Source organism: Neiella holothuriorum, assembly GCF_019457915.1.
Lineage (GTDB): Bacteria > Pseudomonadota > Gammaproteobacteria > Enterobacterales > Neiellaceae > Neiella > Neiella holothuriorum.
On the sequence record NZ_JAHZSS010000008.1, the window covers coordinates 100,925 to 125,817 of the forward strand.

Here is a 24,893-nt window from a genome sequence, read left to right on the forward strand (position 1 = left end):
ACCGCTATGCTGAGTTTTATTGAAGCTTCCCTAACGCGCACTCGCACCGTGATGATGGTGTTGGTGTTGCTGCTCCTTGCGGGTGTATCCACGTATATTTCGATTCCAAAAGAGTCGAACCCAGATGTGCTGATCCCATACATCTATGTCTCTATGATCCACGATGGGATTAGCCCTGAGGATGCCGAGCGGATGCTGGTGCGGCCGATGGAAAATGAACTTCGCTCGATTGAAGGGGTGAAGGAAATGACCGCGCGTGCTGGTGAAGGACATGCATCGGTGACGCTCGAATTTTTAGCTGGCACCGACCCAAAAGATGCCCTTGCTGATGTGCGCGATAAGGTCACGTTAGCCAAAGCGAAATTACCGAGTGAGACCGAAGAACCATCGGTCCATGAAGTAAAAATGGCTGAAGAGAACCCTGCCATTACCGTCATGCTGGCGGGCCCAGTGCCAGAGCGAGCCCTCATCCAACTGGCTCGTGATATGCAAGATCGGTTAGAAAGTCTGCCGGAAGTGCTGGAAGTCAAAGTTGGTGGCGATCGCGAAGACATTGTAGAAATCATTGTCGATCCGCTATTGATGGAAAGTTATAACCTTGACCAAGGCGATATCGCGAGCTTAGTGGCCCGCAACAATCGCTTAGTTGCCGCAGGTACCATGGATACCGGTAAAGGCAGTTTTGCGGTGAAAGTACCGTCGGTCTTTGAAACTGTCCGCGATGTTATGGAAATGCCCATCAAAGTTGATGGTGACAAAGTCATTACCTTTGCTGATGTCGCATCGGTACGCCGTTCATATAAAGATCCAAGCACCTTTGCTCGCCTCAATGGTCAACCGACGGTGTCGTTGGAAGTGATTAAGCGGCCGGGTGAAAACATTATTGAAACGGTTAACAAAACCAAGGCCATGATTGCTGAGCAGCAAAAAATCTGGCCGGCAAACGTAACCGTGGCATACACCGGAGACCAATCCGAAGACGTCAAAGAGATGCTCAATGATCTGCAGAATAATGTGCTGTCGGCCATCATTCTGGTGGTGATTGTCATTGTTGCTGTGTTGGGTTTACGCAGTGCAGGATTAGTTGGTGTCGCCATTCCCGGGTCGTTTCTAACCGGTATTTTGGTGCTGGCCATCATGGGCTTTACCGTCAATATTGTGGTGTTGTTTGCCCTGATTATGGCGGTGGGGATGCTGGTGGATGGCGCCATTGTGGTGACTGAATATGCCGACCGCTGCATGAGTGAAGGCATGCCGCGTCAGCAGGCTTATTTGCAAGCTGCCAAACGCATGGCATGGCCGATCACGGCATCGACTGCCACCACGTTAGCTGCGTTTGCGCCGCTGATCTTCTGGCCGGGGATTATGGGCGAGTTCATGAAATACCTGCCCATTACGCTCATCACGACGCTCAGCGCTAGCCTATTTATGGCACTGATTTTTGTGCCTGCTCTGGGCGCTATGATTGGCAAGAGTCGCCCCGTTAGCGCAGAAGCGAAAAAGCAATTAATGCTTGCCGAGCAGGGCGATATCTCAGCAATCAAAGGCTTTACCGGCACCTATTTGCGAACGCTGAGTGGGGCGCTGAAGCGACCTGTTTTGGTGTTGATTGGCTCCATTGTGTTCGCAATTGGGGTGATTTTCGCCTACGCCGCGTCAAACCTAGGGATGGAGTTTTTCCCCGAAGTTGAGCCCTCCGGCGCCAATGTTCATGTGCGTTCTCATGGCGATCTGTCGGTGTACGAGAAAGATGCCATCATGCAGCAAATCGAGCAGCGCGTGGTGGGCATGGAAGAAATTGAGACCCTCTACACCTTGACGGGTAATAACGGCGAGGTGGGCTATTTTCGAATTAATCTGGTGGATTGGGACAAGCGCCGCGCGGCCAATACCATCATTGAAGATATTCGTGAGAAAACAGCCGATTTAGCGGGTGTTGAAATCGAAATCCGTAAAGATGAAAACGGCCCGAGTGGCGGTAAAGATCTTAAGTTGGAGTTAAGTTCACGCTTCCCTGACTTAGTGGATGACGCAGTCCGTACGGTACGTCATGCGCTGGCCGAAAGCGGCAGTTTCACCAATATTGATGACAATGGCAGCAAGCCTGGCATTGAATGGCAGCTGAAAGTTGATCGCTCTGATGCAGCGCGTTTTGGCGCGGATGTAACGACGCTTGGTGCCACCGTACAAATGGTCACCAATGGCTTAAAACTTGGCGAATACCGGCCTGACGATGTGGATAACGAGCTTGATATTCGCGTTCGCTTTCCTGAACAAAAGCGTCACCTTGGCCGACTGGATGATTTGCGGGTTAAAACCCATGCTGGGCAAGTCCCAATCACTAACTTTGTGCACCGCACTCCAGAGCAGAAGCTCGATACCATCCGCCGCGTTGACGGCAAACGCGTGGTGACCGTGAGTGCTGATCTACTGCCCGGTAAATTACTCACCTTAGAGTTGCCCAAGCTGCAAGAGCAGTTGCCTGATCTGGGTATTGATCCGCGCGTGCATTTCGAGGTGAAAGGGCAGAACGAAGAGCAGGATGAATCATCGGCCTTCTTGCAAAATGCCTTCATGGTGGCGTTGTTTGTTATGGCCATCATTCTGGTGACCCAATTCAACAGCTTCTACCAAGCCTTCTTGATTTTAAGTGCAGTGGTGTTTTCAACGGTTGGCGTGTTACTTGGCCTGCTAATTTTCCAAAAACCGTTTGGCATTGTTATGTCGGGCATTGGGGTGATTGCGCTGGCCGGTATTGTGGTCAACAACAATATTGTTTTGATTGACACGTTTAACGTGCTCAGACGGCAAGGCATGTCGGCACGCGAGGCCATTTTGCGCACCGGTGCGCAACGCTTGCGCCCCGTATTGATGACCACGGTGACCACGATTCTGGGTTTGTTACCTATGGTGTTGGAGGTCAATATCGACTTAATGGCTCGCACCATTCAGCATGGTGCTCCATCTACCCAATGGTGGTCGCAGTTGGCGACCGCGGTTGCTGGTGGGCTGGCGTTTGCCACTGTTTTGACCTTGGTTTTGACACCATGTTTGCTGATGTTGGGTGTCAATATTCATCAATTTTTTGAGCGTCGACGTGCTAAGTCTGAGCCGCCGCTTGAACAACCAAATGCCGACGTTGAGGACATCAACTCAGCGGCATAGGGCTTATTGATTGTGTTGCTTCGTAACCTGACTCGGCAACGTTAACCAATAGCCCCACGCAGCTTCATCAAGCTGCTCCCTCAAAACCAACAATTTGGGGCGCCCGCAGGCGCCCCCTTTTTTTGCGCTGCTTTTAGCCCAGCTTTTTGCGTTATCGCCAATGCTGGTTTAGATTAGCGCAACTTTCCCTTGCTCTGGCTAGATTGTGCAAGGTCGCCCTCTGATTTGGACACCGCCCATGTTGAGCTATCGCCACTCTTTTCACGCTGGTAACTTTGCCGATGTGCTCAAGCACATTGTGTTGGTAGAAACCATTGCCCACCTACAGCAAAAACCAAAAGCGTTTGACTATATCGACACGCACTCCGGCGCCGGTTTATACAATTTAGCGTCTGCCGATGCCGGCAAATTGAGTGAACATGAAGGTGGCATTGGCAAGTTGTCTCGTAAGCAACTGCCAGAATTAAAGCGATACTTTGATCTGATTGAGCAGTGCCAACAAAGTAGTAAAGTGCGCTTTTATCCGGGCTCGCCAATGTTCGCCAAACTGATGTTACGGCAACACGATAAAGCCTGGCTAACCGAGCTACACCCGCAAGACTTTAAGCATTTGTCCAACAACATGGGCAAAACTCGCCAGATCCGCATATCGCAAGAAGATGGGCTGAAACGACTCAAGGCTGTGCTGCCGCCGCAAAGCCGTCGCGCGCTGGTGTTGATTGACCCGTCTTACGAAATCAAAAGTGAATATCAGCAAGTTTTTGACGCCATTGCCTACGGCCATAAGAAATTCGCAACGGGTGTTTACGCGCTTTGGTATCCGGTGGTGGAGCGCGAACGAATCGATAAACTTGATCAGCAATTTATTGATTCAGGTATTCGCAATATTCAGCGGTTTGAGCTTGGAATTGGGCCGGACTCAGATGAAAAAGGAATGACCTCTTCTGGCATGTATGTTGTTAATCCTCCTTGGAAATTGTTTGCTACAATGGAGGCGCTGTTGCCAAAGTTGGCGCAGTATATAGGGGAAGGGGACAGCCAGTACTTTAAGTGTGAACAACTGGTCGCAGAATAGTATTTCATGCGCCAAAGGTTTGTGTCTGCGGACTGATAGACATAGGCCTTGTGTGCCGGCTGTTAATGAAGGCATGTGACGATAGGACTGAAGAGCAAGGACGCGGTAATTGAGATTGGCTAAGGGCCTTACGAATGCCGTTATTAACCCGCATAAAACATGCTTGGCGAATGATGTCAGGCAATGTGACAGAACAAAAAGTAGCGTTTGTTGTTGCTGGCGCGCAAAAAAGTGGCACTACTGCGTTAGATAAATACCTGCGTTGTCACAATGACTTGTTGATGCCCGATAAGAAAGAAGTGCACTTTTTCGACCATAGCAAGTTGTTCGAAAAAGGTGAGCCTAATTATCGACAATACCAAGCTTATTATGAGCCTCAAACCAACGACCGCTTGATGGGCGACGTGACCCCAGCGTACATGTATTTGCCCGATTGCATGACCCGGATACAAGCCTATAACCCGCAGATGAAGGTGATTGCGGTATTGCGTAACCCCATTGAGCGCGCCTACTCCCACTGGAATATGGAACGACATCGTGGCCGAGAAAAGCTCCCGTTTGTGCAAGCTATGGCAGAAGAAGCTGAGCGTTTAAAGCAAAGTCGCGGCTCTTCGCGTAAATTCTCGTATGTAAATCGAGGATTCTACAGTCAGCAAATTGAACGAATTTGGCAACATTTTCCGAAGCAACAAACCCTGTTTGTTCGCCATGATGAACTGCTGGCCGATCCGACCGGAACGGTGAATCAAATCTATCGCTTCTTAGGTGTAACTGAACTGCCCCACACCGAGAAAAAAGACGTCCATAGCCGCCCTTATGTGAGCAGTATGTCAGCCAGCGAACACGCGCAGTTAATCAATATTTTTCGGGCAGAAATTACCGCGTTGGAAGGATTGCTCGATTGGCAATTGGATGACTGGCTAACTCACACGCCAAAAGCTAAGGGTTAATTTACCCCCGGATACAAACAACCCAACACCCGTGGGCCTTTGGCGCCGGTGACTTTAGGCACATTGGCTGGCTCTCGCTTGATAAAGCAACGTGCCAGCCAAGCAAAGCAAGCGGCTTCCACCCAGTCCGGATCGAGCCCTAACGCGGCTGTGGTATCGAGTGTGTGAGCAGGCATCGCTTGTTCTAGTGAGCGCATCAGCAAGCCATTGTGGGCGCCTCCACCGCAGACATAAACATCACATCGACCTCGCGCCAATGGCCTGATGGCATCGGCAATGCTATGTACAGTGAGTGCATGCAAGGTTGCCTGTGTATCTGCCGAAGCGATCGGCTTGGCGTCGCCAACATAGTCTTTCAACCATTGCACATTAAAGTATTCGCGGCCGGTACTCTTCGGCGCTGGCCGGTGGAAATATGCATCGGTCATCAAGTTCGCTAACAACTCTTGATTAACGTTACCCGAAGCGCCCCAGTTGCCATTGTCATCATAGGCTTGGCCAGTATGTAGTTGGCACCAACTATCAATCATTGTATTGCCAGGGCCAGTGTCAAAACCAAAAATACTGTCACTTTCTGCAGGGAGGTAAGTGATGTTGGCAATCCCGCCAATGTTGACGATGACCGTTGGATTTTGCCGTTTGCCAAGCAACCACGCATGAAAAGCAGGCACCAATGGCGCGCCTTGGCCGCCAGCCGCCATGTCGGCACTGCGAAAATCTGCGATGGTATCGATGCCGGTTAATTCGGCAATAATGGCAGCATCACCCAGTTGTAGCGTGAAGCGATGATCCATGTCTGGGCGGTGACGAATAGTCTGGCCATGACTACCAATGGCCACCACTTGCTCGGCGCTAACGTTGGCCTTCTCAAGTAATTGATTGACCGCCTCAGCGCTGCATTGGCCTAGCCATTGGTGAGCGCGGCCATAACTATCAATGTCATCGGCGCCGGGCTCGCATAGGCGTTGGCAAAGCGTATTGAGAGTGTCTGGGAGCAAATAGGTGTGAGCGGCAACCAGCTCAATGTCGTGGTCGCCGAAGCGGACTAATGCCACATCCAGCCCATCCATGCTGGTGCCGGTCATGAGTCCAATAAAATAGTCTGTCATCGATTGATTGCGTTCATCGCCAATAAAATGCGTTGATTGGAATCTAGTTGATGACCGATTTGTTTGGCAACATTAAGGAACGATTGACGTTCATTTTTTGCAATGGCTTGCGATTGCGGCAACTTAACCGTGCGTGGATTACGATGCACGCCGTTGACCAAAAATTCATAATGCAAATGAGGGCCAGTCACACGGCCTGTTGCACCAACAGAGCCAATGGTTTTGCCCTGCTTCACACGTTGGCCAGACTTCACGTAACGTTTGTGCAAGTGCAGGTATTTAGTCACGTAGCGCTCACCATGCTTGATGAAGACATAGTTGCCATTGAGTCGGCTATAACCCGATTTAATGACTTTACCGTCGCCAGCTGCTAATACCGGCGTGCCGGTTTTTGCGGCATAATCGATGCCCCGGTGCGGTCTTACTTTACCGGTGACAGGATGCAATCGGCGAGGATTAAAGCTCGAGCTGATGTACTTGAAGTTAACTGGTGCACGTAAGAACGCTTTACGCATGGCATGGCCATCTGGCGCATAGTAGTTACCATCGGAATGACGAATTGCGCGGTGACGTTCACCTTGGTTAATGAACTCTGCACCAATGATGTCGCCGTAGCCGGCAAATTCGCCATCAAGGTAGCGAGTCTCATAAATCACGGTAAAGCTATCGCCCTTGCGAATATCCAGAGCGAAGTCGATGTCCCAGCCAAAAATATTTGCCAGCGCCATGATTAAATTTGGCGTCATGCCCGATTCCATACCGGCATTCCAGAAATTGCTTTCAATGGTGGCGCCTGCGTAATCGCTGCGTAACTCAAACTCTTTCACATCAACGCGAGCTTCATAACCAGCCGGTGTCACGTCGATATACAGTGTTTTTTCATCGCTGATGGCATAGGCCAATTGCTGGAGTTTGCCGTCGTTGTCGCGGGCAAAACTAATTTGGTCGCCAGGGTGAATTTTTTTCAGTGCTGCAACGGGCTTGCCCAATTGCATAATGTTGTGGAGTGATTTGGCAGATAAGCCTGCACGGCTAAACAGCTTGGCTAAGCTATCGCCGGATTTGACTGTTTCAACTTGCCAATTAAATTGCTCGGCAGCTTCTGCCGCCAATGCTGCAGCTTGCGTCGCTTTTAAATTAAGAGGGATAGGATAACGCTTATTGAGATCAAGCTGCCAGGGCGCGTCCGCGGTGCGCGTGGCTTTGGCCTGTTCCGAAGGCCAAATTAGTCCTAGCAATATGAAAAATACACACAGACCCAACAACCAACGGTGGCTATGGGGTATGCGGTGTAAAACCCGCGTCATTGTACAACTACTCTTTGTAATATGTGATTCGAATTCGCGCTTTCTTGTTCAAACGAAGCTTTCGGATAAACAAGATATACACATCAAAGGTCAACAATCCCTTGGCCTACAGTGCTACTTGATACTTATATTGGCTTCATTTTTCAAGTACAATCCGTCCGCTTTGACGTATTCATCTAAAAAAAGGGGCGATTCATGACCGACTTGCAGACTGCACTGGCAGAGATTAAAAGGGGTGCAGAGGAAATCCTGGTCGAAAACGAACTGGTTGAAAAACTCAAATTAAATCGCCCGTTGATCGTCAAGCTTGGCGCGGATCCAACGGCGCCAGATATTCACCTCGGCCACACTGTGATTCTGACCAAGCTGCGTCAATTTCAGCAGTTAGGCCATCAGGTTGTGTTCCTCATTGGCGACTTCACCGGCATGGTGGGCGACCCAACAGGTAAAAATTCCACGCGCCCGCCTTTAACTAAAGAGCAAGTGCTTGCTAACGCAGAAACCTACAAACAGCAGGTTTTCAAAATTCTTGATCCAGCAAAAACCAAAGTTGTCTTCAACTCGGAATGGTTAGCTGAATTAGGCGCCGAAGGCATGATTAAGTTGGCAGCCAAACAAACCGTTGCCCGCATGTTAGAGCGTGATGACTTTAAAAAGCGTTACACCGGCGGTCAGCCGATTGCCATTCACGAATTCATGTATCCGCTACTGCAGGGCTATGATTCCGTTGCTCTGAATGCGGATATTGAGTTAGGTGGAACCGATCAGAAGTTCAACCTACTGATGGGCCGTGAGCTACAAAAAGATGCCGGCCAGAAACCGCAAGTAGTGCTGATGATGCCGTTGCTGGAAGGGTTGGACGGCGTGAAAAAAATGTCCAAGTCGGCCAACAACTACATTGGTATTTCAGAGCCTGCCGAGCAAATGTTTGGCAAAATCATGTCAATCTCTGATGAGTTGATGTGGCGTTATTACCAGCTGCTTAGCTACCGCCCATTGGCTCAAATCGAGCAATTAAAAGCGGATGTTGCCGCAGGTACAAACCCACGTGACGTCAAAGTCGCGCTGGCGAAAGAGATCATTGCCCGCTTCCACAGCCAAGCCGATGCTGATGCTGCTGAGCAGGCCTTTATCGCCCGATTCCAAAAAGGCGCGATTCCAGACGATATTGAAGACAAAGAAGTGCCGGCAACAGCGCAAGAAGTGGCCATTGCTAACTTGTTGAAAGATGCGGGTTTGGTTGCATCAACATCAGAAGCCATGCGGATGATTAAGCAAGGTGCGGTGAAGCAAGACGGTGAGAAAGTTGCCGATCCGAAGCAGCCCGTAGCCGTGGGTACTCGAGCAGTATTCCAAGTTGGTAAACGCCGAATTGCCCGCGTAAGCGTGAAAATGACTGTCCGTAAGGGCTAATATCGCGTCATTCGTTACTATTAGAAAAACCCGCCTCGTGCGGGTTTTTTTGTGCCTATGAACTCGCTATTTATCGCTTCAGCAATGGTACGGCATGTGAATGAAGGCGAACTTTATGGGCTTTGAAAAAATTAGTCGACAATGAATGCGCCATTGCCTTGGTAGCAATGGCTCGTCGAACAAATGTCGTAACGCCTTGCTACGCGTTAGTTTTTGTTGTTTAACTTGGGCTGCTTTGGTGATCGCTGTCACATTTAGTTAACAGGTTCCTGGCTGGGGGAACATGGCTCGCTCTTGCTCGCACCCTCATTCTGCTTATATATTCGATCAAATTTAATGCGCCCTTAACATCTGAGTAACGGTGCTAAATTTGATCTATAAATGATTCGGCGAGGGAGGCTCAAGGCTTTCTGCATGCCGATTAAAAATAACAAAGAGTGATCAACACTCTGGCAACCATGGTAAGTCGTCACTAGGCGGCGTTCCTAACAACACAACTAACATATTGAGAGAACTACCCGTAATGCTAATCAAGAATAGTGCGATTGCGATTGCCGTTCAGCTTGCTGTTGCATCATCCATGTCTGCTGTTGCTTTGCAGGCTGGAGCAGAAGAACTGGCCAAGGAAGAAGCAGATAAAAACAAACTTGAAGTCATTCAGGTGACGGCCCGTAAGCGTGTTGAAAATGCGCAAGAAGTCCCTGTTGCGATCACCGCACTTCAAGGCGAAGGTTTAGACACCCTGAGCTCTGCGGCAATGGATATTCGTTTTTTGAATGCCCGTACACCGAGCTTAACGGTGGAATCTTCATTCGGCCGAACCTTCCCGCGTTTTTACATGCGTGGTTTAGGTAACTCAGATTTTGATTTGAATGCATCTCAGCCTGTTTCTCTGGTGGTTGATGATGTGGTGCAAGAAAACCCAATTCTAAAAGGCTTCCCTGTCTTTGATGTGGAGCGAGTGGAAACCTTACGTGGTCCACAAGGCACTTTGTTTGGCCGTAACACTCCGGCTGGCTTGGTGAAGTTTGATTCGGTGAAACCATCGCAATCATTTGATGCATTTGCATCAGCTTCCTATGGCACCCACAACACAACCGATATTCGTGCTGCTGTTGGCGGTGGCTTAACCGAATCATTGTCAGCTCGCGTGTCTGTCTTGCATCAAGATCGCGATGACTACATTGATAACATTGCCCCTGGATTTGAGCAGAAAGATGTTTTGGGTGGTTACACCGACAAAGCGCTACGCGTTCAATTCTTGTGGGAAGCCGATGACTTTTTCGCCTTATTTAATTACCACATGAGAGATCTCGATGGTAAGCCAGTGGCTTTTTACGGCAATGGCATTGAAAAAGGTAAGAGCAAGCTAGGTGGCGAAGGTTGGGCTGGCCGCGATAAGGTTTTTCATGATTCAGCAGACCGTGCAACGCAAGAAGTTGAAATTGAAGGTTACAGCCTGAAGCTTGAATGGGAACTGGGCGATTACACCCTTACTTCTATTAGTGGCGTAGAAAAAGCCGAATTGTTCTCTCGTGCCGACGTTGATGGTGGTTATGGTTCCAGTTTTGCTGCAGGGTGTTGCGACATTCCAATGGGGCCAGGCGTTATTTCTTTAGATTCCGAAACATCTGATGCCATTCCAGATCACGATCAATTCACTCAAGAAATTCGCTTAGCCAGTAACTTCAATGGTCCGTTGAATTACCAAGTTGGCGTGTTCTACTTTGACGAAGATCTGGAAATTGAAAGCCTCTCTTACGACCCAGTTTTCTCTGACGGTGATTTAACGGGTCAGGTAAAACAGTGGCAAGATACCACGGCTTGGGCGGTGTTCGGCTCGGTTGATTACGACTTCACTGACCGCTTATCTGTTACTGCAGGGATGCGCTACTCAGATGACGATAAAGAATATCGCAATGAGCGCTTCAAGAGTCCGCTGGCCTTTTTGGGGGTGCCGGATTCGGTAACTGGCGAAGTGAACCCAAGCGACTCTCACGTCAGCTGGGATCTGAGTGCGACCTATAGGTACAACGATGATGTGAATATTTATGGCCGCGTTGCTGATGGTTTCCGTGCGCCAAGTGTTCAAGGGCGTAACTTGTTCTCGTTTGACGATGGTATCTCTGTCGCTGATTCTGAAACGATTTTGTCGTTTGAAGCCGGTACCAAAGCCAACATCCTTGATGGTCAGGGTCGCCTTAATGCGGCAGTATTCTACTTCACCATGGATGACCAGCAGTTAACGTCAGTAGGTGGCGACAGCAACACCGCGCGCCTGCTTAATGCTGATGAAACGGAAGGTTATGGCTTTGAGGTGGATGCTGAGCTGATTGTCACTGACAACTTGCTTGTGACATTTGGCACCAGCTACAACAAAACCGAGCTGAACGACAGCAGCCTTTCTGTACCGGTCTGTGCAAACTGTACGGTGACCGATAAGGTGGTCGACGGCTTCGCGATGATTGACGGTAACAGCCTGCCGCATGCGCCAGAGTGGATTCATACCTTTACCGCGCGCTGGTCAAAAGACTTCGCCGAAGGTGAAGTGTTCCTGTACACCGATTGGTCTTATCGTAGCGAAATTAATTTCTTCTTATACGAAGCCAAAGAGTTCACCGGTGAATCACTGCTCGAAGGCGGTGCCCGCGGAGGTTACGCTTGGGAAAGCGGCGGCAGAGAATATGAAGCGGCACTATTTGTTCGCAACATGACTGATGAGCAACAAGCCATCGGTGCTGTTGACTTCACCAACAATGCTGCCATTGTCAATGAAGAGCGTTTCATTGGCGCTGAATTCAAAGTCAACTTCTTCTGATTGTTGGCCTGAATCGTTGATGAACTCCAGAGCCGTTCATGCGGCTCTGGAGTTTTGTTGTTTTCATACTTAATTTGAGTTGTCGTTACGCGAGCGATTAAACAGGGAAATCAGAACATTATGGGCATTGTTATCAGCTTGGCGGGGATCTTCTGCTTACTTGGGATCGCTTTTGCATTCTCCACCAATCGCAGCGCGATTAATTGGCGTACCGTTGGCGGTGCACTGGCGCTGCAAGCGGGCTTAGGCATTTTTGTTTTGTATATCCCGTTTGGCCAAGTGGTGCTCGAGAGCATCAGCGGTGGTGTTCAGGTCGTGATCGACAGTGCTCAGGCTGGTATTTCCTTCATGTTTGGCGGTTTAACCAGCCCAACCATGTTTGATGTTTTTGGTGATAAAGGGTTTATTTTCGCGCTGCAAGTGCTGCCCATTATTATATTTTTCTCATCACTGATTGCCGTGCTCTACTACCTAGGCGTGATGCAGTGGGTGATTCGGATTATTGGCGGTGGCTTACAAAAAGTACTCAAAACCAGTCGTCCAGAATCCATGTCGGCAACGGCAAACATCTTTATTGGCCAAGCCGAAGCGCCGATGGTGGTGAAGCCGTTTATTCCGACAATGACCCAATCAGAGCTGTTTGCCATTATGGTGGGTGGTTTAGCCTCTGTCGCCGGTACGGTGCTAGGTGGCTACGCGAGTTTGGGCGTTGAGCTGAAATACTTAATCGCTGCAAGCTTTATGGCCGCGCCTGGCGGCTTGTTGATGGCTAAAATTATCATGCCAGAAACGGAAGTGCCGGTTGACTCCATGGAGCTCACCAAAGTTGAGACCGAAGGTCATGTCAATGTGATTGATGCGGCGGCTGCAGGAGCGTCTTCTGGCCTGCAACTGGCGCTTAACGTTGGTGCCATGCTGTTGGCCTTTATTGCGCTCATCGCTCTGGTAAACACCGTGTTTGGTTTTGTTGGTGGGTACTTTGGTGCACCCGACCTCACCATGCAGGCAGTCCTCGGTTATGTGTTTGCGCCGCTCGCATTTTTGATTGGCATTCCTTGGGATGAAGCCTTTATCGCAGGCTCTTTTATCGGTCAAAAGTTGATTGCTAACGAGTTCGTTGCCTACATTGATTTCATCAGCATCAAGGATCAAATGTCGACGCAAAGCCAAGCCATTATTACCTTTGCTTTGTGTGGCTTTGCAAACTTGTCGTCCATCGCTATTTTGATTGGTGGCTTGGGGGCGATGGCGCCTTCGCGCCGCCCTGATATTGCTCGCTTAGGATTGCTGGCTGTTTTAGCCGGCTCGCTGTCAAACTTAATGAGTGCAGCATTAGCCGGTTTGTTTTTGGCACTTTAGCCAATTGTAAGTCTCAATTTGATCGGTGGCGTATGGAAAACACGCAACAGGTCAATGAGCCGCAATATCTATTGCGAACGGATGTTCTGGCTTGGGCTTGAACATGCTATGTACACGCGGTTACACGGATGTTTGCCTAGACGCGATAGCTAAGCTGATTTGCAGCGAGTTGTCGTGCGCTACCTTTTGTCTCTTCACGGAACCAAGTCCGCCACGTCAAGCTTTCTCATCGATTGGTGTTGTTAACGACCCAACCCGAGGCAGCTGATTCGACGTGCTTTATTTAATGATAATTCAAGGCGAAAGCCTCGTTTTTGTTGAGAGATAACTCATGACCCAACTTCACGATACTGCGCGCCATGCCATTTCGATGATGGATTTGACCACACTGAATGACGATGACACGGATGCCAACGTTGTTGCTCTTTGTCAGCAGGCGAAAAGCCCTGCGGGCAACACCGCCGCGGTTTGTATTTATAAGCAGTTTATTCCTGCGGCGAAGCAAGCCCTGCAACAACAGGGCACGCCAACCATTAAAATTGCGACAGTGACTAACTTCCCCCATGGCAATGATGATATTGAATCGGCGGTTGCTGAAACCACGGAAGCCGTTGCTTTAGGTGCCGATGAAGTTGATGTGGTATTCCCTTATCGCGCGCTGATCGCCGGCAACGCAGCGGTGGGCGCTGAGTTGGTGAGCCAGTGTAAGCAAGCTTGCGGCAACAAGGTGGCGTTAAAAGTCATCATTGAAACCGGAGAATTGAAAACCGAAGCCTTGATTCGCCAAGCCAGTGAGATCGCCATTGAAGCCGGCGCGGACTTCATCAAAACCTCCACCGGTAAAGTGCCCGTCAATGCCACGCTAGAATCGTGTCGGATTATGCTTGAAGTCATTAAAGCCAGTGGTAAGCCGGTGAAATTCAAACCGGCTGGTGGTGTCCGCACCGCGGAAGATGCACAAGCTTTTATCGCCGTTGCTAGCGAATTAATGGGCGAAGACTGGGTGACTAAAGACAATTTCCGCTTTGGTGCCTCAAGTTTACTTACAAATTTGCTTGAAACCTTGGGCCACAGTGATGGCAAACAAGATCAGCAAACAAGTGCGTACTAAGAGGGGCTTATGAAACGAGCAATTATCTTAGTCCTCGACTCGTTCGGCATCGGCGCCACGCCGGATGCGGCGCAGTTTGGCGATGAAGGATCTGATACCTTTGGTCATATTGCCGAGCAATGCGCCAATGGCAGCTTGGGCCGCGGCCCTATCCATTTACCTAATTTGGCTAAAATCGGCCTTTATCACGCCCATCGGGAAAGTACCGGCGCATTCGCAGCTGGCGTTGATCAGACAATTGAGGCCACGGGTAGCTATGGTTACGCCAAGGAGCTTTCATCTGGTAAAGACACGCCCAGCGGTCATTGGGAAATGGCTGGAGTGCCGGTGTTATTCGACTGGGGTTATTTTCACGATAAAACCAATAGCTTCCCTCAAGCGCTCATTGATGCCTTTGTCGAGCGTGCGGGCGTGGATGCAATCTTAGGGAATTGTCATAGCTCAGGCACGGTGATCCTTGATGAACTTGGTGAGGCTCATATCCGCACAGGCCAGCCTATCGTCTATACCTCCGCCGATAGTGTGTTTCAGATTGCTTGCCATGAACAAACCTTCGGTCTCGAACGCTTATATGAGTTGTGTGAAATCGCCCGCGAACTATTGGACGATTACAACATCGGGCGGGTGATTGCGCGACCATTTGTGGGTGAAAAATCAGGAGCTTTTGAGCGCACAGCCAATCGCCGCGATTATTCGGTATTGCCACCTGCGCCAACGTTGCTGGATAAGTTGAGTCACGCCGGTGGTGAGGTTGTGTCGGTTGGGAAAATTGCAGATATTTTTGCGCATCAAGGGATCGGCAAAAAAATCAAAGCGTCTGGCATCGACGGCTTATTTGATGCCACGCTTGGGGCGCTGGAACAAGCCTCAGAGCGGTCACTTATCTTCAGTAACTTCGTTGATTTTGATTCCAGTTTTGGTCACCGGCGTGATGTGAAAGGTTACGCCGATGCACTGGAGCAATTCGACCAACGACTGCCAGAGCTACTGGCTAAACTGGCTGACGACGACCTCCTGATCTTGACGGCCGATCATGGTTGCGATCCAACCTGGGCTGGCACCGATCATACCCGAGAGCATGTGCCGGTATTGGTTGTTGGTGGTGCAGTTCCTTCGGGCTCTTTAGGTCAGCGCGAAACCTTTGCCGATATCGGTCAAACACTGGCAGCTTATTTCGATTTAGCGCCAATGGACTACGGCAGCAGCTTTTTGAAATAACAATTTGACTAAAAAGGCCGAAAGTACGGCCGTCAATTGGACATATTCGATTGCCACAATCATGAATTAACAGCAGCCGCTGAGCGGCTGAATCAATCTTTAGAGGAACAACAAATGGCGACCCCACATATTAATGCCGAACCTGGTGATTTTGCCGAAACCGTCCTATTTCCGGGCGATCCACTTCGCGCTAAATTTATTGCCGAAACGTTTTTAGACGACGCACGTTTGGTCACTGATGTTAGAAATATGTTCGGTTATACCGGTACTTACAAGGGTAAAGCGGTCTCGGTCATGGGCTCGGGCATGGGGATCCCCTCGTGCTCTATTTACGCTAAAGAATTGATTACTGAATACGGCGTAAAAAATGTTATTCGGGTCGGCAGTGCTGGTGCTGTTAGCACCGATGTAAAAGTGCGTGATGTGGTCATTGCCATGGGTGCATGCACAGATTCTGGCGTAAACCGCACGCGCTTTAAAGGTCATGACTTTGCGGCAATTGCCAGTTATGAGTTGCTGAAAAACGTGGTTGATGAGGCCGACAAGCTGAATGTACCGGTGAACGTGGGGAATTGTTTCTCCGCCGATCTGTTTTATACCCCAGATCCAGAAATGTTTGATGTAATGGAAAAAATGGACGTGCTGGCGGTAGAAATGGAAGCTGCCGGTCTATACGGCGTTGCGGCAGAATTTGGTGCCAACGCACTGGCGGTTTTGACCATTTCGGATCATATCCGCACCGGTGAAGCGACCACTTCCGACGAGCGCCAAACCAGCTTCCGCGACATGATGGAAATCACCCTAGAATCGCTGCTGTAAAGTAACGCTGCACACCCATTGATGTTTAAAAGCCCGCGTTGCGGGCTTTTTTGTCAGATTAATGCAGCGCTTTTATGGACGCCTTAGCGGCAATAAATTTCGGCTTACTTTTACTGTTATTGGTCTCAAATGTAACCTGCTCACCACGACGTGACAGCCAGCGTTTATCAAAGTTAAACCATGCGCCTTGCTTGGTTTTCTTCACCTTTTTAGCGGCTAGCACTAGCTCGTTGGCCGACGAATAAGCAACTTTCATCTTGATGGTCGGAGACTTGTGCTTCGCTTTGCCCTCTTTCACCAAATAGACTTTAACGGTTTTGGTATCGCCAGCGGCAATGGTGACGCTTAACGGATAAATATCAAAGGGTTTGCCTTTGTATTCCACTTGGCCTTCGATAGTGACCGAAAGTAAGTCGCCCAAGTTACAGCCATCGCCCCATGCACGTTGGTAAGCACAGTTTTTGCGCTGGGCTTTGTTACTTTGCTGGCGTTGAGCGTCTAGGTTGTCCCAATAAGTTGAATCATGTTGCTTCGCCGTTTCGTTCGGCAAAGGGTTCTCCGTTGTCACACAGGCGCTTAGCGTCACGCCCGCAAATAACAGGATATAAAGTGTTAAGTTGCGCATTGTTAAACCACGAAAGATTCTGTTTGCCATCCGAGTCGTATCTAAAGCCAAGCTACCACGAGATGGCCGGGGTGCAAATCATCCTCGCTAAGTTAAGGGTGAGATGCGGCGAGGTCAGCCTGTCAATTCATGTCAGATAAGAATGCTGGGCGATTGTTTTTATAACGCTCGCAGTTCTATAAAAAATAAACTTATTTTCAACAATAACTAAAAACTTATTTGCCTAACCGCGCCGTTATCAAAGCGTTGATTGTTGACTAACATTTGACCGTACCATTCATCTCGAATCCGGCAATCGTCAAGAGGCATAAGTTAATGAAAGCATCCCTAATTAAACGTTTTGGTGGCAGCGATGTATTTGAAATCGCAGACATAGCAACGCCTGAGGTGAAAGCGGGGCATGTATTGGTTCGTGTTGCCGCCAGTAGCGTAAATACCGTTGATACCATGATTCGCCAAATGGGCGAGGCATTAGCGCCGTTGTCGCCGCAGTTACCGGCCGTGTTGGGAATGGATTTTGCCGGCACTATCGATGCCGTGGGCGAAGGTGTGACAGAGTTTGCCGTTGGTGATGAAGTTTACGGTTGTGCCGGTGGCTTGGCTGACTTACAAGGCGCCTTGGCTGAATTTATGCTGGCTGATGCGCAGTTGATTGCGCACAAGCCGAAGAATCTATCGATGAAAGAAGCGGCGGCGATTCCATTGGTCGGGATCACTGCCTACGAAGGGTTAATACGCGCAGGTACCAAAGCGGGCCAAAAGGTACTGGTACATGGTGGCGCCGGTGGCGTGGGCCATATTGCCCTGCAAATTGCTCGTCACCTAGGCGCTGATGTTTACGCGACAGGGGCGGGTGAACAAAGTGCCGCACTTATCCAACAGTTAGGTGCCACTGCAATTGATTACAAACAGGAAACCGTTGCTGATTATGTTGCCAATCATACCGGCGGTGCTGGTTTTGATGTGGTATTTGATTCGGTCGGCGGCGCCAATATGGCGAACTCTTTTGAAGCCGCCGCGCTAAATGGTCAAGTGGCATCAACGGTGGCGATGGTTGAACTGGATTTGACATTAGCTCATTTCAAAGGGTTGTCATTGCACGTGGTGTTCATGTTGATCCCAATGCTGCATAACTATCAACGTCAGCGCCATGGCGAGATTTTACAAGCCTTGGCAGCCATTGCCGAAGCAGGCGCTTTGCGACCCGTTGTAGACCAACACACTTTTACGCTAAGTGATGTGGGTCAGGCTCATGATCGACTGGCGAGCGGGCAAGCACTCGGTAAAGTTGTCATTGATGTGGCTTAGCCTTCGCAAGCAAAAAGCGGGAACCAGGCTAACCGGCAAGTGTGCTGGTTAGCGGTTTTATGACGTCGGCTCACTGTCTATCGGTACGGCGAATTTGCCTGTCATTTGCAAGCCGTGCCGCTGTCTGCACCAGGCTCGGTAAGCCAAATATGAAAGCGCTGCGCTCAATAAGTTAAACAATAAAAAACCGATGAAGGTGCAGAGCGTAATGTACTGATCAACTTGCTCAAGGTTGATTCTCGATTCGCCATGCGAGCTGGCAACAAAGCGCAGCATAAAAGTGATGGCACAGGCAAAGGTCACGCTAATAAACGAGGCCAACTGCATGTATGAGTGAAAGCTCAGTTGGATGCGAGCGCGATAACCAAAGATCTCGGCGGGTTCGACAGGGTTCATAGGCGGTGCTTTGTGCTGGAAACCATCTACATAGTGTAGCCAGTGACGATTGAGCGGGTAATCATTGATAGCGCCGAATCGGTCATTGTAATGGGCGGTACTGAGCTAAAGCTTACATCTTTTAAATGGCTTAGCTCTATAATATTGACGCTCGCTGAGATTTGGATACGCATAAAAAAAGCCCGCGTCACGCGGGCTTTTGGTTTTGCTTCAAGGCGTTATTTTGCCAACATCAAGTCCGCAATCACTCGTACAGGCGCATTGCCGTAACCTAAGAAGGTTTCGTTAAAGCGTTTGATGGAGTAGTCGTCGCCCCAACGTTGTTTCGCTTTTTCTCGCAACACCATAATGTCGCTAAAGCCGGCGTAGTAACTGGTAAGCTGCACTTGAGAAAGGGTGGCTCGGCGCCATTTCCCTTCTGCCTCGGCCTGCTGTTGGAACGCCTGATTAACCATCAAGTCCATGGCTTGCTCTTGCTCCATACCCAGCACGTGAATGCTGTAATCGAGCAAGGTATTGGTCACCACTCGCAAATTCCATTTGTAGTACATCAACCACAGCTCTGGCTCAAAATCACCGTAGCCGGCTTCAAGCATCATGCGCTCAGCGAACACTGCCCAACCTTCGATCATCGCGCCATTGTGCATGATGGACTTAATCAAACTTGGCGATTTGTTGGCATACACGAGCTGGGTATAGTGACCGGGAATGGCTTCATGAATGTTCAGTACCTGCATCAGATATTGGTTGTATTCGCGTAAGAAGCTTTCTGCCTGCTCGGTGGGCATACCATCGAGCGGCATGACGTTGTAGTAGGTGTTGGCTTGAGCATCATAAGGGCCGGGTGCCTGAATGGATGCCACGGCGTAACCACGCATGTACTCGGGCGTGTGGCGAATGACTAAAGGTTTGTCATCATCAAGGGTCAACAAGTCATGCTCTTTGATGAAGGCAATGAGTGTTGGGATTTGCTCTTCAACGGCGTCTTTGAATTGTGCTGGGTCGGCGTGAGTGAGTGACAATTGATCCAGCATTTGACTGGTGGCTGCCATGGTATCTTCAGGCATTGGTTGTTCGGCAAAGTATTTCGGCCAGAGTTGTTCGGTTAGCTCGGCCATTTTGCTATGAATGGTTTGTTGATCTTGCAATGCACGTTGATAAAGCTGCTTGGCGGTGAGCTGAGATTGAATGTCGTATGCAAATTTTTGCTCGTACACGGCTTCGCCTAAGCGATGTACCGGATCAGCGCCTTGTTGTTCTGGCACTAGTTCTTGCAGGAATTCAATATAGCTGTCGACGGCTTGCTGCGCGTTTGTTAGCGCAGCCTCAAACGCAACCTTTTCATCATCGGTTAATTCGCTCGCCATTACTTTGGTCAGCAGCTCATCTCCTAGTACGGAACTCACCCCTTGGTTTTGCTGGATGGCTAGGCGTGTTTGTGGCACCGCTGGATTTTTAATATTGGCCTTGGCAGCTTGATAGTAAGCGGGGACGTTGGCCAGCCGTTTGGAGATGGTGCGCAATCGTTCCACTTCAGGCTTGTAATCGCCATTGAGAATTTGAGCAAAGCCGCCGGCAACGTTGTAGCCACTAGGGTCCCACTGCCAGTCTTTAAATTGTTCAATTTGCCAAATGGCGCGCTCAACAAAATTGGCCAGTAGGCTTAAATCGGTTTGTTCTGCATCAGTTAACTCGGTTGCGAGCAAAGTTGCTAACTGCTGTTGTTGCTGTTTCAGCCACGTGAGTTCCGCGCTGCGGCGGGCCTCATCGTTGATCGGTAATTGATCGTCATAGTCGTAAAAGCCAACATACAGAGCGTATTGCGGATACATCTGCCACAACTCTTGGACGAATTGTTCGCCATATGCGGTTGCAGATAACTGACTTGTTGATGCCGATTCGGCCGATGTTGTGGTGGTGTTCGCTGAGTTGGTTTGAGCTTGTTCTGACGGTTGAGAACAAGCGCCAATAAGCGCGCAGCTAATGAGCGCTGCGAGTACGGTTTTTTTCATGGCTTAAGCCTATATTAGTATTGTCTGAAGGTAGTCGATAAGCACGTTATCAATGCGCTTTGTTGCTTGCAAGCTGACCGTTGCTGCTAACGGTGCTGGTTGAGCGTTGGTAATGCCAACTTCCAGCGAATAGCCGTTAAGCGAATTAATAACGTGGTGAGCATGGCAATGGCGCTAGCCATTTTTATATCCATATTACCGTGCAGTAAGGCGGCCAGAACGAGTGCACCTACCAGCGATGCGGTGGCGTAAACTTCGCGTCGTAAGATGAGTGGTACTTGCCCCGATAACACATCGCGGATCATGCCGCCGGCAACTCCGGTCATGACGCCCATGACGATGGCAACTGTCATGGATACTTCGGCACTGAGGGCGCGCGACATGCCCATGACGGTAAACAGCGCCAGACCGAATGCGTCAGCAACATTTAGAATGCGATAAGGCCAGCCGCGTTTTAGCGGCCAAATCACGGTGAAAATAGCCGTTGCGGCAATAACATAAAGGTAGTTCGGATCAGCAATCCAGAACGGCGTAATGTCTAGTAGTAAGTCGCGCAAGGTACCACCGCCAATAGCGGTGACGCCGGCTAAGATAAGTGCGCCAAACGGATCCATTTGTAGTTGTCGTGCGGCCATTGCGCCAGAGATGGCAAATACCGCAACACCAAATAAATCCAACGCATACATCATCGGCGCGGCCGCCAGCGGTTTTTGCTTTGTTTGCGCTTTTCTTCATCACACCGCTGTTCAATCACTTCTAAGTGAATGTTGATGGCGGCAGCGGAAATATGAATTTCCCAGACTGACAGTGCCAGCGAATAGGCCAGCATAAGCAAGCTACCGGCAAACAACACTGAGCCCCAGTATTGATAGCCTAAGTGCAGCAGAAACATGCAGATCACACAAAAGAAAAAGCTGCCTACGCCAAACGCCTGCATTTGTTTGATGAGATTAATACGGCGGCGGAAGTTGACCAGCTGACGCACGGTGCGCTCATTGGTCAGATCGGCCTCAGAAAAAGCTCGAACCACAGTCGCCAGCGTTAGAAAACGGTTGGTATATGCCAATAAGAGTAATGAAATTGCTGGAAACAAAAGTGCTGGTGTAGCCAGCGGGAGCGCCATCATGAGAAATTGTCCTGTTGTTAAATTCCGGCAAATACTACCCAAAAGGTGTGGCTGACAATGCCTGCCCAGATCAAGCTTAGCAGTAACTGTAGATGCCAGTTAACTTGTTGAAAGCTGGTGATAACGTCGCTGGCTTGTGGCGGTCGGTTGGCGGCTAATCGCGGTTGCCTGAATTTACGTTGTTGATACATGGCTGGGCCACCAAGCTCACAACCTAAACGTTTGCTGGCTGCAACCAGTACCAATGCTCGTGCTTTACTTCTAAATTGGCCAACTAAAGCAAGGTGCTGTTGCGACCACGGGCCACCGCTACTGAGCGCTAGCCAGAGCGCCCAAACGGACTGGGGCAAGACATCGAGTAAGGCTCGCAGTTGTTTCAACGGTGAACCGAAGTAATGCTGCTTGCGCAATCGAGGGTGCCATTGGCGCGACAGCTCTAACAGCAACCAGTAGCCAAGCGCACCATAAATACCGGCAATGACATACCAAAATAGTATGCCGACCTGATCGGTAAAGCTGCGTAAGTAAATGGCTTCAACGGCGCCTTTGTTTAAACCAAGCTCTGACAAGGCGCCGCAATCACGAGCCAACCACGGGCTAAGTAAGGTTCGTTTGAGCTGTTTTTGCTGGTGGTTGGTATTGGCAAAGCGAGTGAGTTGCTGCTTCATCGGCTGCCATTGCAGACACAACATCAGTAATAGCGTGTCGACCACCATGGGGTAGGGCGCAAACTCGTGGGCCAGTATTGGCAGTGGCGCAACAAACAGCAGCATCATCAATGCGGCTAGCACACCGGCCATGGTTTGCTGCGACGGTGAGCGCGAAGGCACTAATACTTTTTGTTGTAACCGTTGCGCCATATTGCGGATGAACAATCGCGGATGGTACGCCGCGGGAATGGGAAGCAACCGCTCGGCAATGATGGCGGCAGTGATCACCCATAGCCAATCATAGCGATTGATAAGTATCCCAATGACATACTCCATTTCTTATAACTACCTCAATCTGCCCGTCGTGCCTGCTGGTGACTCATTACAGCTTCGGTAGCATCTGCAGAATAAATTTTGAGGAGTGCAGCGCGGCTTGTTCTAAGAATTCATCAAATGACTGCGACGATTCTTTACCGGCAATGTCTGATAGTGCGCGAATAACCACAAACGGCACCTCATACTTGTGGCACACGTGGGCAACAGCAGCGGCTTCCATTTCGCAGGCGATCATGTGTGGGAAGTCGGCGCGGCATTTCGCCACTCGTTCGGCATCGGCCATGAAAATGTCACCGGTACAAATCTGGCCGGTTTTGGACTGCACATCGGCCATTTCGGCAAAGGTTGCTGTGGCAATATCGATGAGTTTTTGATCGGCGATAAAGGCGGCTGGCAGCGACGGAAGTTGGCCCATTTCATAGCCAAATGCGGTGACGTCGGCGTCGTGATAACGCACTTCAGAGGATACCACGACGTCACCTACGTTTAGGCTTTGATCAAAACCACCAGCCGAGCCGGTATTGATGACGATGTCGGGTTGGAAGCTTTCCAACATGACGGTGGTGCCAATGGCTGCCGCTACTTTACCAATACCGCATTGCAGTAACACCACGGAGTGGCCGGCTAATTGGCCGGTATAAAAGGTGCCGCCTGCGTGATGCAAGGTGTCACACTGTTCGATTTGACGACGCAGGATGGCGACTTCCTGCTCCATGGCGCCGATAATGCCTATTTTCATAAGATAGTTAAGCCAGTTGAGGTGCAAAAATTTAATGCGGCAGTGTACCGCAACAGAGCTGCTTGCCGGAAGTAAAACACCGGCCCGAAGCCGTTAACGAAGCGATGTACGCATGAATTTCATCAGATCGAGCTTGAACTCATCGGGGCGCACGCTGGTTTCGATTTGATCGCTGTTGTGACTCGCGGCTAAGTCGATGTGTTTGATCTCAGTGTGGTAACCGCCAGTAATGCTATAGAACGCCACAACTTTTGGCTTCAGCGGTTGTTCGAAATTATTTTCTACAACCATAGCCAGCTTGTTGCTCGACAGCTTCACTAAACTGCCGACAGGAAACACGCCAATGCAGCGGATGAGCTGCTTCATGAGATCATTGTCGTAGGCGTTTGGCGTACCGTTGGTCATGATTTTAAATGCCGTGAATGGTGCGACCGCATCTTTGTGTAAGCGATCAGACGTCAACGCATTGTAGCTGTCGATCAATGCGATCATACGGCCGTATATATTGATGTCGTCACCTGATAAGCCATTGGGATAACCCGAACCGTCAAGGCGCTCATGGTGCAAACGGATCACATCCAGCGACTCTTGTGAAATACCCGGCATGGAGCTGGCGACTTCAACACTGTAATCAACGTGGTGTTTCATTTGCTCAAATTCTGCTGGCGAATATTGGCCGCGATGATCAATCAGTGATTGCTCAATGTGCATGTTGCCAACGTCATGGAGCAGCGCGCCTGTGGCAAGTTTTTCGATGACCGATTCATCGAAGTCGAGGTAGCGAGCAAACACACTCATTAAAATGGCGCAGTTCAAGGCATGTTGGTAAATGTACTCACCCTTGTCCTTCATTTGGCACATCATCATTAGTGAGTTGGGATCACTGAACACCGATTCAATAATTTGCGATGACAGCGCATCGGCTTCTTGCAAGTTGACCGCTTTGCCTTTTTTGATATTGGCGATCATCTTTTTTTGGATACACTTGGCATCTTCGTACAGGCTCATTGCTGCCTGAACTTTTTCTTCGAAATTCTTTGCCGGCTCTTGCTGCGTTGGCGTTGTGTGGGCGGGTGGCGAGACCGGCTCATCTGTCTCTTCGCTTCGATCTGGATCGATCCAAACTTTCAGAGCGCCCGAGTTTTTTAAATTTTGTAAGGTGGTTGGTGTACGCACTAAGCCTTCGGTTTTAACTCTAAGCGTACTACTGGCCGTGATCACCTTGACCACAAACATGCCTAAAGTCAGTTCGCTAATGTCGATTTGTTTAAGGTCGTTGGCGTGCATAGGGTGTACCTGTCGTTAAATCAAATTGAAAAACGGGAAAGCAAAAACACGGTTGGCGCGTAACCGAGGG

General features: G+C 49.7%; 20 protein-coding genes. 10 read left to right on the forward strand and 10 right to left on the reverse strand.

Features of this window, described 5'->3' with window-relative positions:
* Positions 1–6: 6 nt before the first annotated feature.
* From K0504_RS08655 to K0504_RS08665, 3 genes are all read left to right on the forward strand, one after another.
* Positions 7–3,165: an efflux RND transporter permease subunit gene (locus K0504_RS08655; RefSeq protein ID WP_220103782.1), complete on the forward strand. Its 3,159-nt coding sequence runs from the start codon at positions 7–9 to the stop codon at positions 3,163–3,165.
* Positions 3,166–3,403: 238 nt separating this feature from the next.
* Positions 3,404–4,240, forward strand: a complete 837-nt coding sequence (locus K0504_RS08660; RefSeq protein WP_220103783.1) for a 23S rRNA (adenine(2030)-N(6))-methyltransferase RlmJ — start codon at positions 3,404–3,406, stop codon at positions 4,238–4,240.
* Positions 4,241–4,374: 134 nt separating this feature from the next.
* Positions 4,375–5,190 carry a sulfotransferase family protein gene (locus K0504_RS08665; protein ID WP_220103784.1) on the forward strand — a complete coding sequence of 272 codons (816 nt, stop codon included), beginning with the start codon at positions 4,375–4,377 and terminating at the stop codon, positions 5,188–5,190.
* Here K0504_RS08665 and K0504_RS08670 read toward each other — a convergent pair.
* Positions 5,187–6,299 (reverse strand): anhydro-N-acetylmuramic acid kinase, encoded by a 1,113-nt coding sequence (locus K0504_RS08670; RefSeq protein ID WP_220103785.1) that lies wholly within the window; start codon positions 6,297–6,299, stop codon positions 5,187–5,189. The two genes, K0504_RS08665 and K0504_RS08670, sit on opposite strands and share 4 nt — an antisense overlap.
* A complete protein-coding gene (locus tag K0504_RS08675) occupies positions 6,296–7,606 on the reverse strand; it encodes a peptidoglycan DD-metalloendopeptidase family protein (protein WP_220103786.1) in 1,311 nt (436 codons plus the stop codon). The genes K0504_RS08670 and K0504_RS08675 overlap by 4 nt, the downstream gene beginning before the upstream one ends.
* A gap of 195 nt (positions 7,607–7,801) precedes the next feature.
* Between K0504_RS08675 and tyrS the strand changes: the two genes are divergently transcribed.
* The 6 genes from tyrS (at position 7,802) to deoD (ending at position 16,344) form a co-directional block, all read left to right on the forward strand.
* A complete protein-coding gene (gene tyrS / locus K0504_RS08680; protein WP_220103787.1) occupies positions 7,802–9,019 on the forward strand; it encodes a tyrosine--tRNA ligase in 1,218 nt (405 codons plus the stop codon).
* A 523-nt stretch (positions 9,020–9,542) separates the two neighbouring features.
* On the forward strand, positions 9,543–11,837 hold the full coding sequence (locus tag K0504_RS08685; RefSeq protein ID WP_220103788.1) for a TonB-dependent receptor: 2,295 nt from the start codon (positions 9,543–9,545) through the stop codon (positions 11,835–11,837).
* A 120-nt stretch (positions 11,838–11,957) separates the two neighbouring features.
* The gene (locus K0504_RS08690; RefSeq protein ID WP_220103789.1) at positions 11,958–13,196 is read left to right on the forward strand and encodes a NupC/NupG family nucleoside CNT transporter; all 1,239 of its coding nucleotides are present in this window, start codon (positions 11,958–11,960) and stop codon (positions 13,194–13,196) included.
* 331 nt (positions 13,197–13,527) lie between these two features.
* Positions 13,528–14,307 (forward strand): deoxyribose-phosphate aldolase, encoded by a 780-nt coding sequence (gene deoC, locus K0504_RS08695; RefSeq protein WP_220103790.1) that lies wholly within the window; start codon positions 13,528–13,530, stop codon positions 14,305–14,307.
* A 9-nt stretch (positions 14,308–14,316) separates the two neighbouring features.
* Positions 14,317–15,525 carry a phosphopentomutase gene (locus tag K0504_RS08700; RefSeq protein WP_220103791.1) on the forward strand — a complete coding sequence of 403 codons (1,209 nt, stop codon included), beginning with the start codon at positions 14,317–14,319 and terminating at the stop codon, positions 15,523–15,525.
* Between the two features lie 114 nt (positions 15,526–15,639).
* Positions 15,640–16,344: a purine-nucleoside phosphorylase gene (gene deoD, locus K0504_RS08705; RefSeq protein ID WP_220103792.1), complete on the forward strand. Its 705-nt coding sequence runs from the start codon at positions 15,640–15,642 to the stop codon at positions 16,342–16,344.
* A gap of 58 nt (positions 16,345–16,402) precedes the next feature.
* Here deoD and K0504_RS08710 read toward each other — a convergent pair whose 3' ends face one another.
* A complete protein-coding gene (locus K0504_RS08710) occupies positions 16,403–16,969 on the reverse strand; it encodes a hypothetical protein (protein ID WP_220103793.1) in 567 nt (188 codons plus the stop codon).
* 315 nt (positions 16,970–17,284) lie between these two features.
* Between K0504_RS08710 and K0504_RS08715 the strand changes: the two genes are divergently transcribed.
* Positions 17,285–18,277, forward strand: a complete 993-nt coding sequence (locus tag K0504_RS08715; RefSeq protein ID WP_220103794.1) for a zinc-dependent alcohol dehydrogenase family protein — start codon at positions 17,285–17,287, stop codon at positions 18,275–18,277.
* 57 nt (positions 18,278–18,334) lie between these two features.
* Here K0504_RS08715 and K0504_RS08720 read toward each other — a convergent pair whose 3' ends face one another.
* The 7 genes from K0504_RS08720 to K0504_RS08750 all read right to left on the reverse strand — a co-directional run bounded on the left by K0504_RS08720 (position 18,335) and on the right by K0504_RS08750 (position 24,823).
* Complete coding sequence (locus K0504_RS08720; RefSeq protein ID WP_220103795.1) at positions 18,335–18,673, reverse strand: hypothetical protein; 339 nt, start codon at positions 18,671–18,673, stop codon at positions 18,335–18,337.
* Positions 18,674–18,891: 218 nt separating this feature from the next.
* Positions 18,892–20,685, reverse strand: a complete 1,794-nt coding sequence (locus K0504_RS08725; RefSeq protein ID WP_220103796.1) for a DUF885 domain-containing protein — start codon at positions 20,683–20,685, stop codon at positions 18,892–18,894.
* An 86-nt stretch (positions 20,686–20,771) separates the two neighbouring features.
* Positions 20,772–21,374: a trimeric intracellular cation channel family protein gene (locus K0504_RS08730; RefSeq protein WP_220103797.1), complete on the reverse strand. Its 603-nt coding sequence runs from the start codon at positions 21,372–21,374 to the stop codon at positions 20,772–20,774.
* Entirely contained in the window at positions 21,371–21,811 is a 441-nt protein-coding gene (locus K0504_RS08735; protein WP_404822997.1) for a DUF2721 domain-containing protein, read from the reverse strand. Before K0504_RS08735 ends, K0504_RS08730 begins: the two co-directional genes overlap by 4 nt.
* A gap of 17 nt (positions 21,812–21,828) precedes the next feature.
* The gene (locus K0504_RS08740) at positions 21,829–22,797 is read right to left on the reverse strand and encodes a cobalamin biosynthesis protein CobD/CbiB (protein WP_220103798.1); all 969 of its coding nucleotides are present in this window, start codon (positions 22,795–22,797) and stop codon (positions 21,829–21,831) included.
* A 46-nt stretch (positions 22,798–22,843) separates the two neighbouring features.
* Entirely contained in the window at positions 22,844–23,536 is a 693-nt protein-coding gene (mtnN, locus tag K0504_RS08745; protein ID WP_220103799.1) for a 5'-methylthioadenosine/S-adenosylhomocysteine nucleosidase, read from the reverse strand.
* A gap of 93 nt (positions 23,537–23,629) precedes the next feature.
* Positions 23,630–24,823 carry an HD-GYP domain-containing protein gene (locus tag K0504_RS08750; RefSeq protein WP_220103800.1) on the reverse strand — a complete coding sequence of 398 codons (1,194 nt, stop codon included), beginning with the start codon at positions 24,821–24,823 and terminating at the stop codon, positions 23,630–23,632.
* Between the last annotated feature and the right edge of the window lie 70 nt (positions 24,824–24,893).

What these genes read in the sequence shown, in the direction of transcription:
- K0504_RS08725 (WP_220103796.1), bottom strand. Translation starts at nt 20,685, where the DNA reads ATGAAAAAAACCGTACTCGCAGCGCTCATTAGCTGCGCGCTTATTGGC.
- K0504_RS08715 (WP_220103794.1), top strand. Translation starts at nt 17,285, where the DNA reads ATGAAAGCATCCCTAATTAAACGTTTTGGTGGCAGCGATGTATTTGAA.
- K0504_RS08710 (WP_220103793.1), bottom strand. Translation starts at nt 16,969, where the DNA reads ATGCGCAACTTAACACTTTATATCCTGTTATTTGCGGGCGTGACGCTA.
- mtnN (WP_220103799.1), bottom strand. Translation starts at nt 23,536, where the DNA reads ATGAAAATAGGCATTATCGGCGCCATGGAGCAGGAAGTCGCCATCCTG.
- K0504_RS08675 (WP_220103786.1), bottom strand. Translation starts at nt 7,606, where the DNA reads ATGACGCGGGTTTTACACCGCATACCCCATAGCCACCGTTGGTTGTTG.
- K0504_RS08660 (WP_220103783.1), top strand. Translation starts at nt 3,404, where the DNA reads ATGTTGAGCTATCGCCACTCTTTTCACGCTGGTAACTTTGCCGATGTG.
- K0504_RS08655 (WP_220103782.1), top strand. Translation starts at nt 7, where the DNA reads ATGCTGAGTTTTATTGAAGCTTCCCTAACGCGCACTCGCACCGTGATG.
- K0504_RS08735 (WP_404822997.1), bottom strand. Translation starts at nt 21,811, where the DNA reads ATGATGGCGCTCCCGCTGGCTACACCAGCACTTTTGTTTCCAGCAATT.
- K0504_RS08690 (WP_220103789.1), top strand. Translation starts at nt 11,958, where the DNA reads ATGGGCATTGTTATCAGCTTGGCGGGGATCTTCTGCTTACTTGGGATC.
- K0504_RS08665 (WP_220103784.1), top strand. Translation starts at nt 4,375, where the DNA reads ATGCCGTTATTAACCCGCATAAAACATGCTTGGCGAATGATGTCAGGC.
- K0504_RS08700 (WP_220103791.1), top strand. Translation starts at nt 14,317, where the DNA reads ATGAAACGAGCAATTATCTTAGTCCTCGACTCGTTCGGCATCGGCGCC.
- K0504_RS08730 (WP_220103797.1), bottom strand. Translation starts at nt 21,374, where the DNA reads ATGATGTATGCGTTGGATTTATTTGGTGTTGCGGTATTTGCCATCTCT.
- tyrS (WP_220103787.1), top strand. Translation starts at nt 7,802, where the DNA reads ATGACCGACTTGCAGACTGCACTGGCAGAGATTAAAAGGGGTGCAGAG.
- K0504_RS08685 (WP_220103788.1), top strand. Translation starts at nt 9,543, where the DNA reads ATGCTAATCAAGAATAGTGCGATTGCGATTGCCGTTCAGCTTGCTGTT.
- deoD (WP_220103792.1), top strand. Translation starts at nt 15,640, where the DNA reads ATGGCGACCCCACATATTAATGCCGAACCTGGTGATTTTGCCGAAACC.
- deoC (WP_220103790.1), top strand. Translation starts at nt 13,528, where the DNA reads ATGACCCAACTTCACGATACTGCGCGCCATGCCATTTCGATGATGGAT.
- K0504_RS08740 (WP_220103798.1), bottom strand. Translation starts at nt 22,797, where the DNA reads ATGGAGTATGTCATTGGGATACTTATCAATCGCTATGATTGGCTATGG.
- K0504_RS08750 (WP_220103800.1), bottom strand. Translation starts at nt 24,823, where the DNA reads ATGCACGCCAACGACCTTAAACAAATCGACATTAGCGAACTGACTTTA.
- K0504_RS08720 (WP_220103795.1), bottom strand. Translation starts at nt 18,673, where the DNA reads ATGAACCCTGTCGAACCCGCCGAGATCTTTGGTTATCGCGCTCGCATC.
- K0504_RS08670 (WP_220103785.1), bottom strand. Translation starts at nt 6,299, where the DNA reads ATGACAGACTATTTTATTGGACTCATGACCGGCACCAGCATGGATGGG.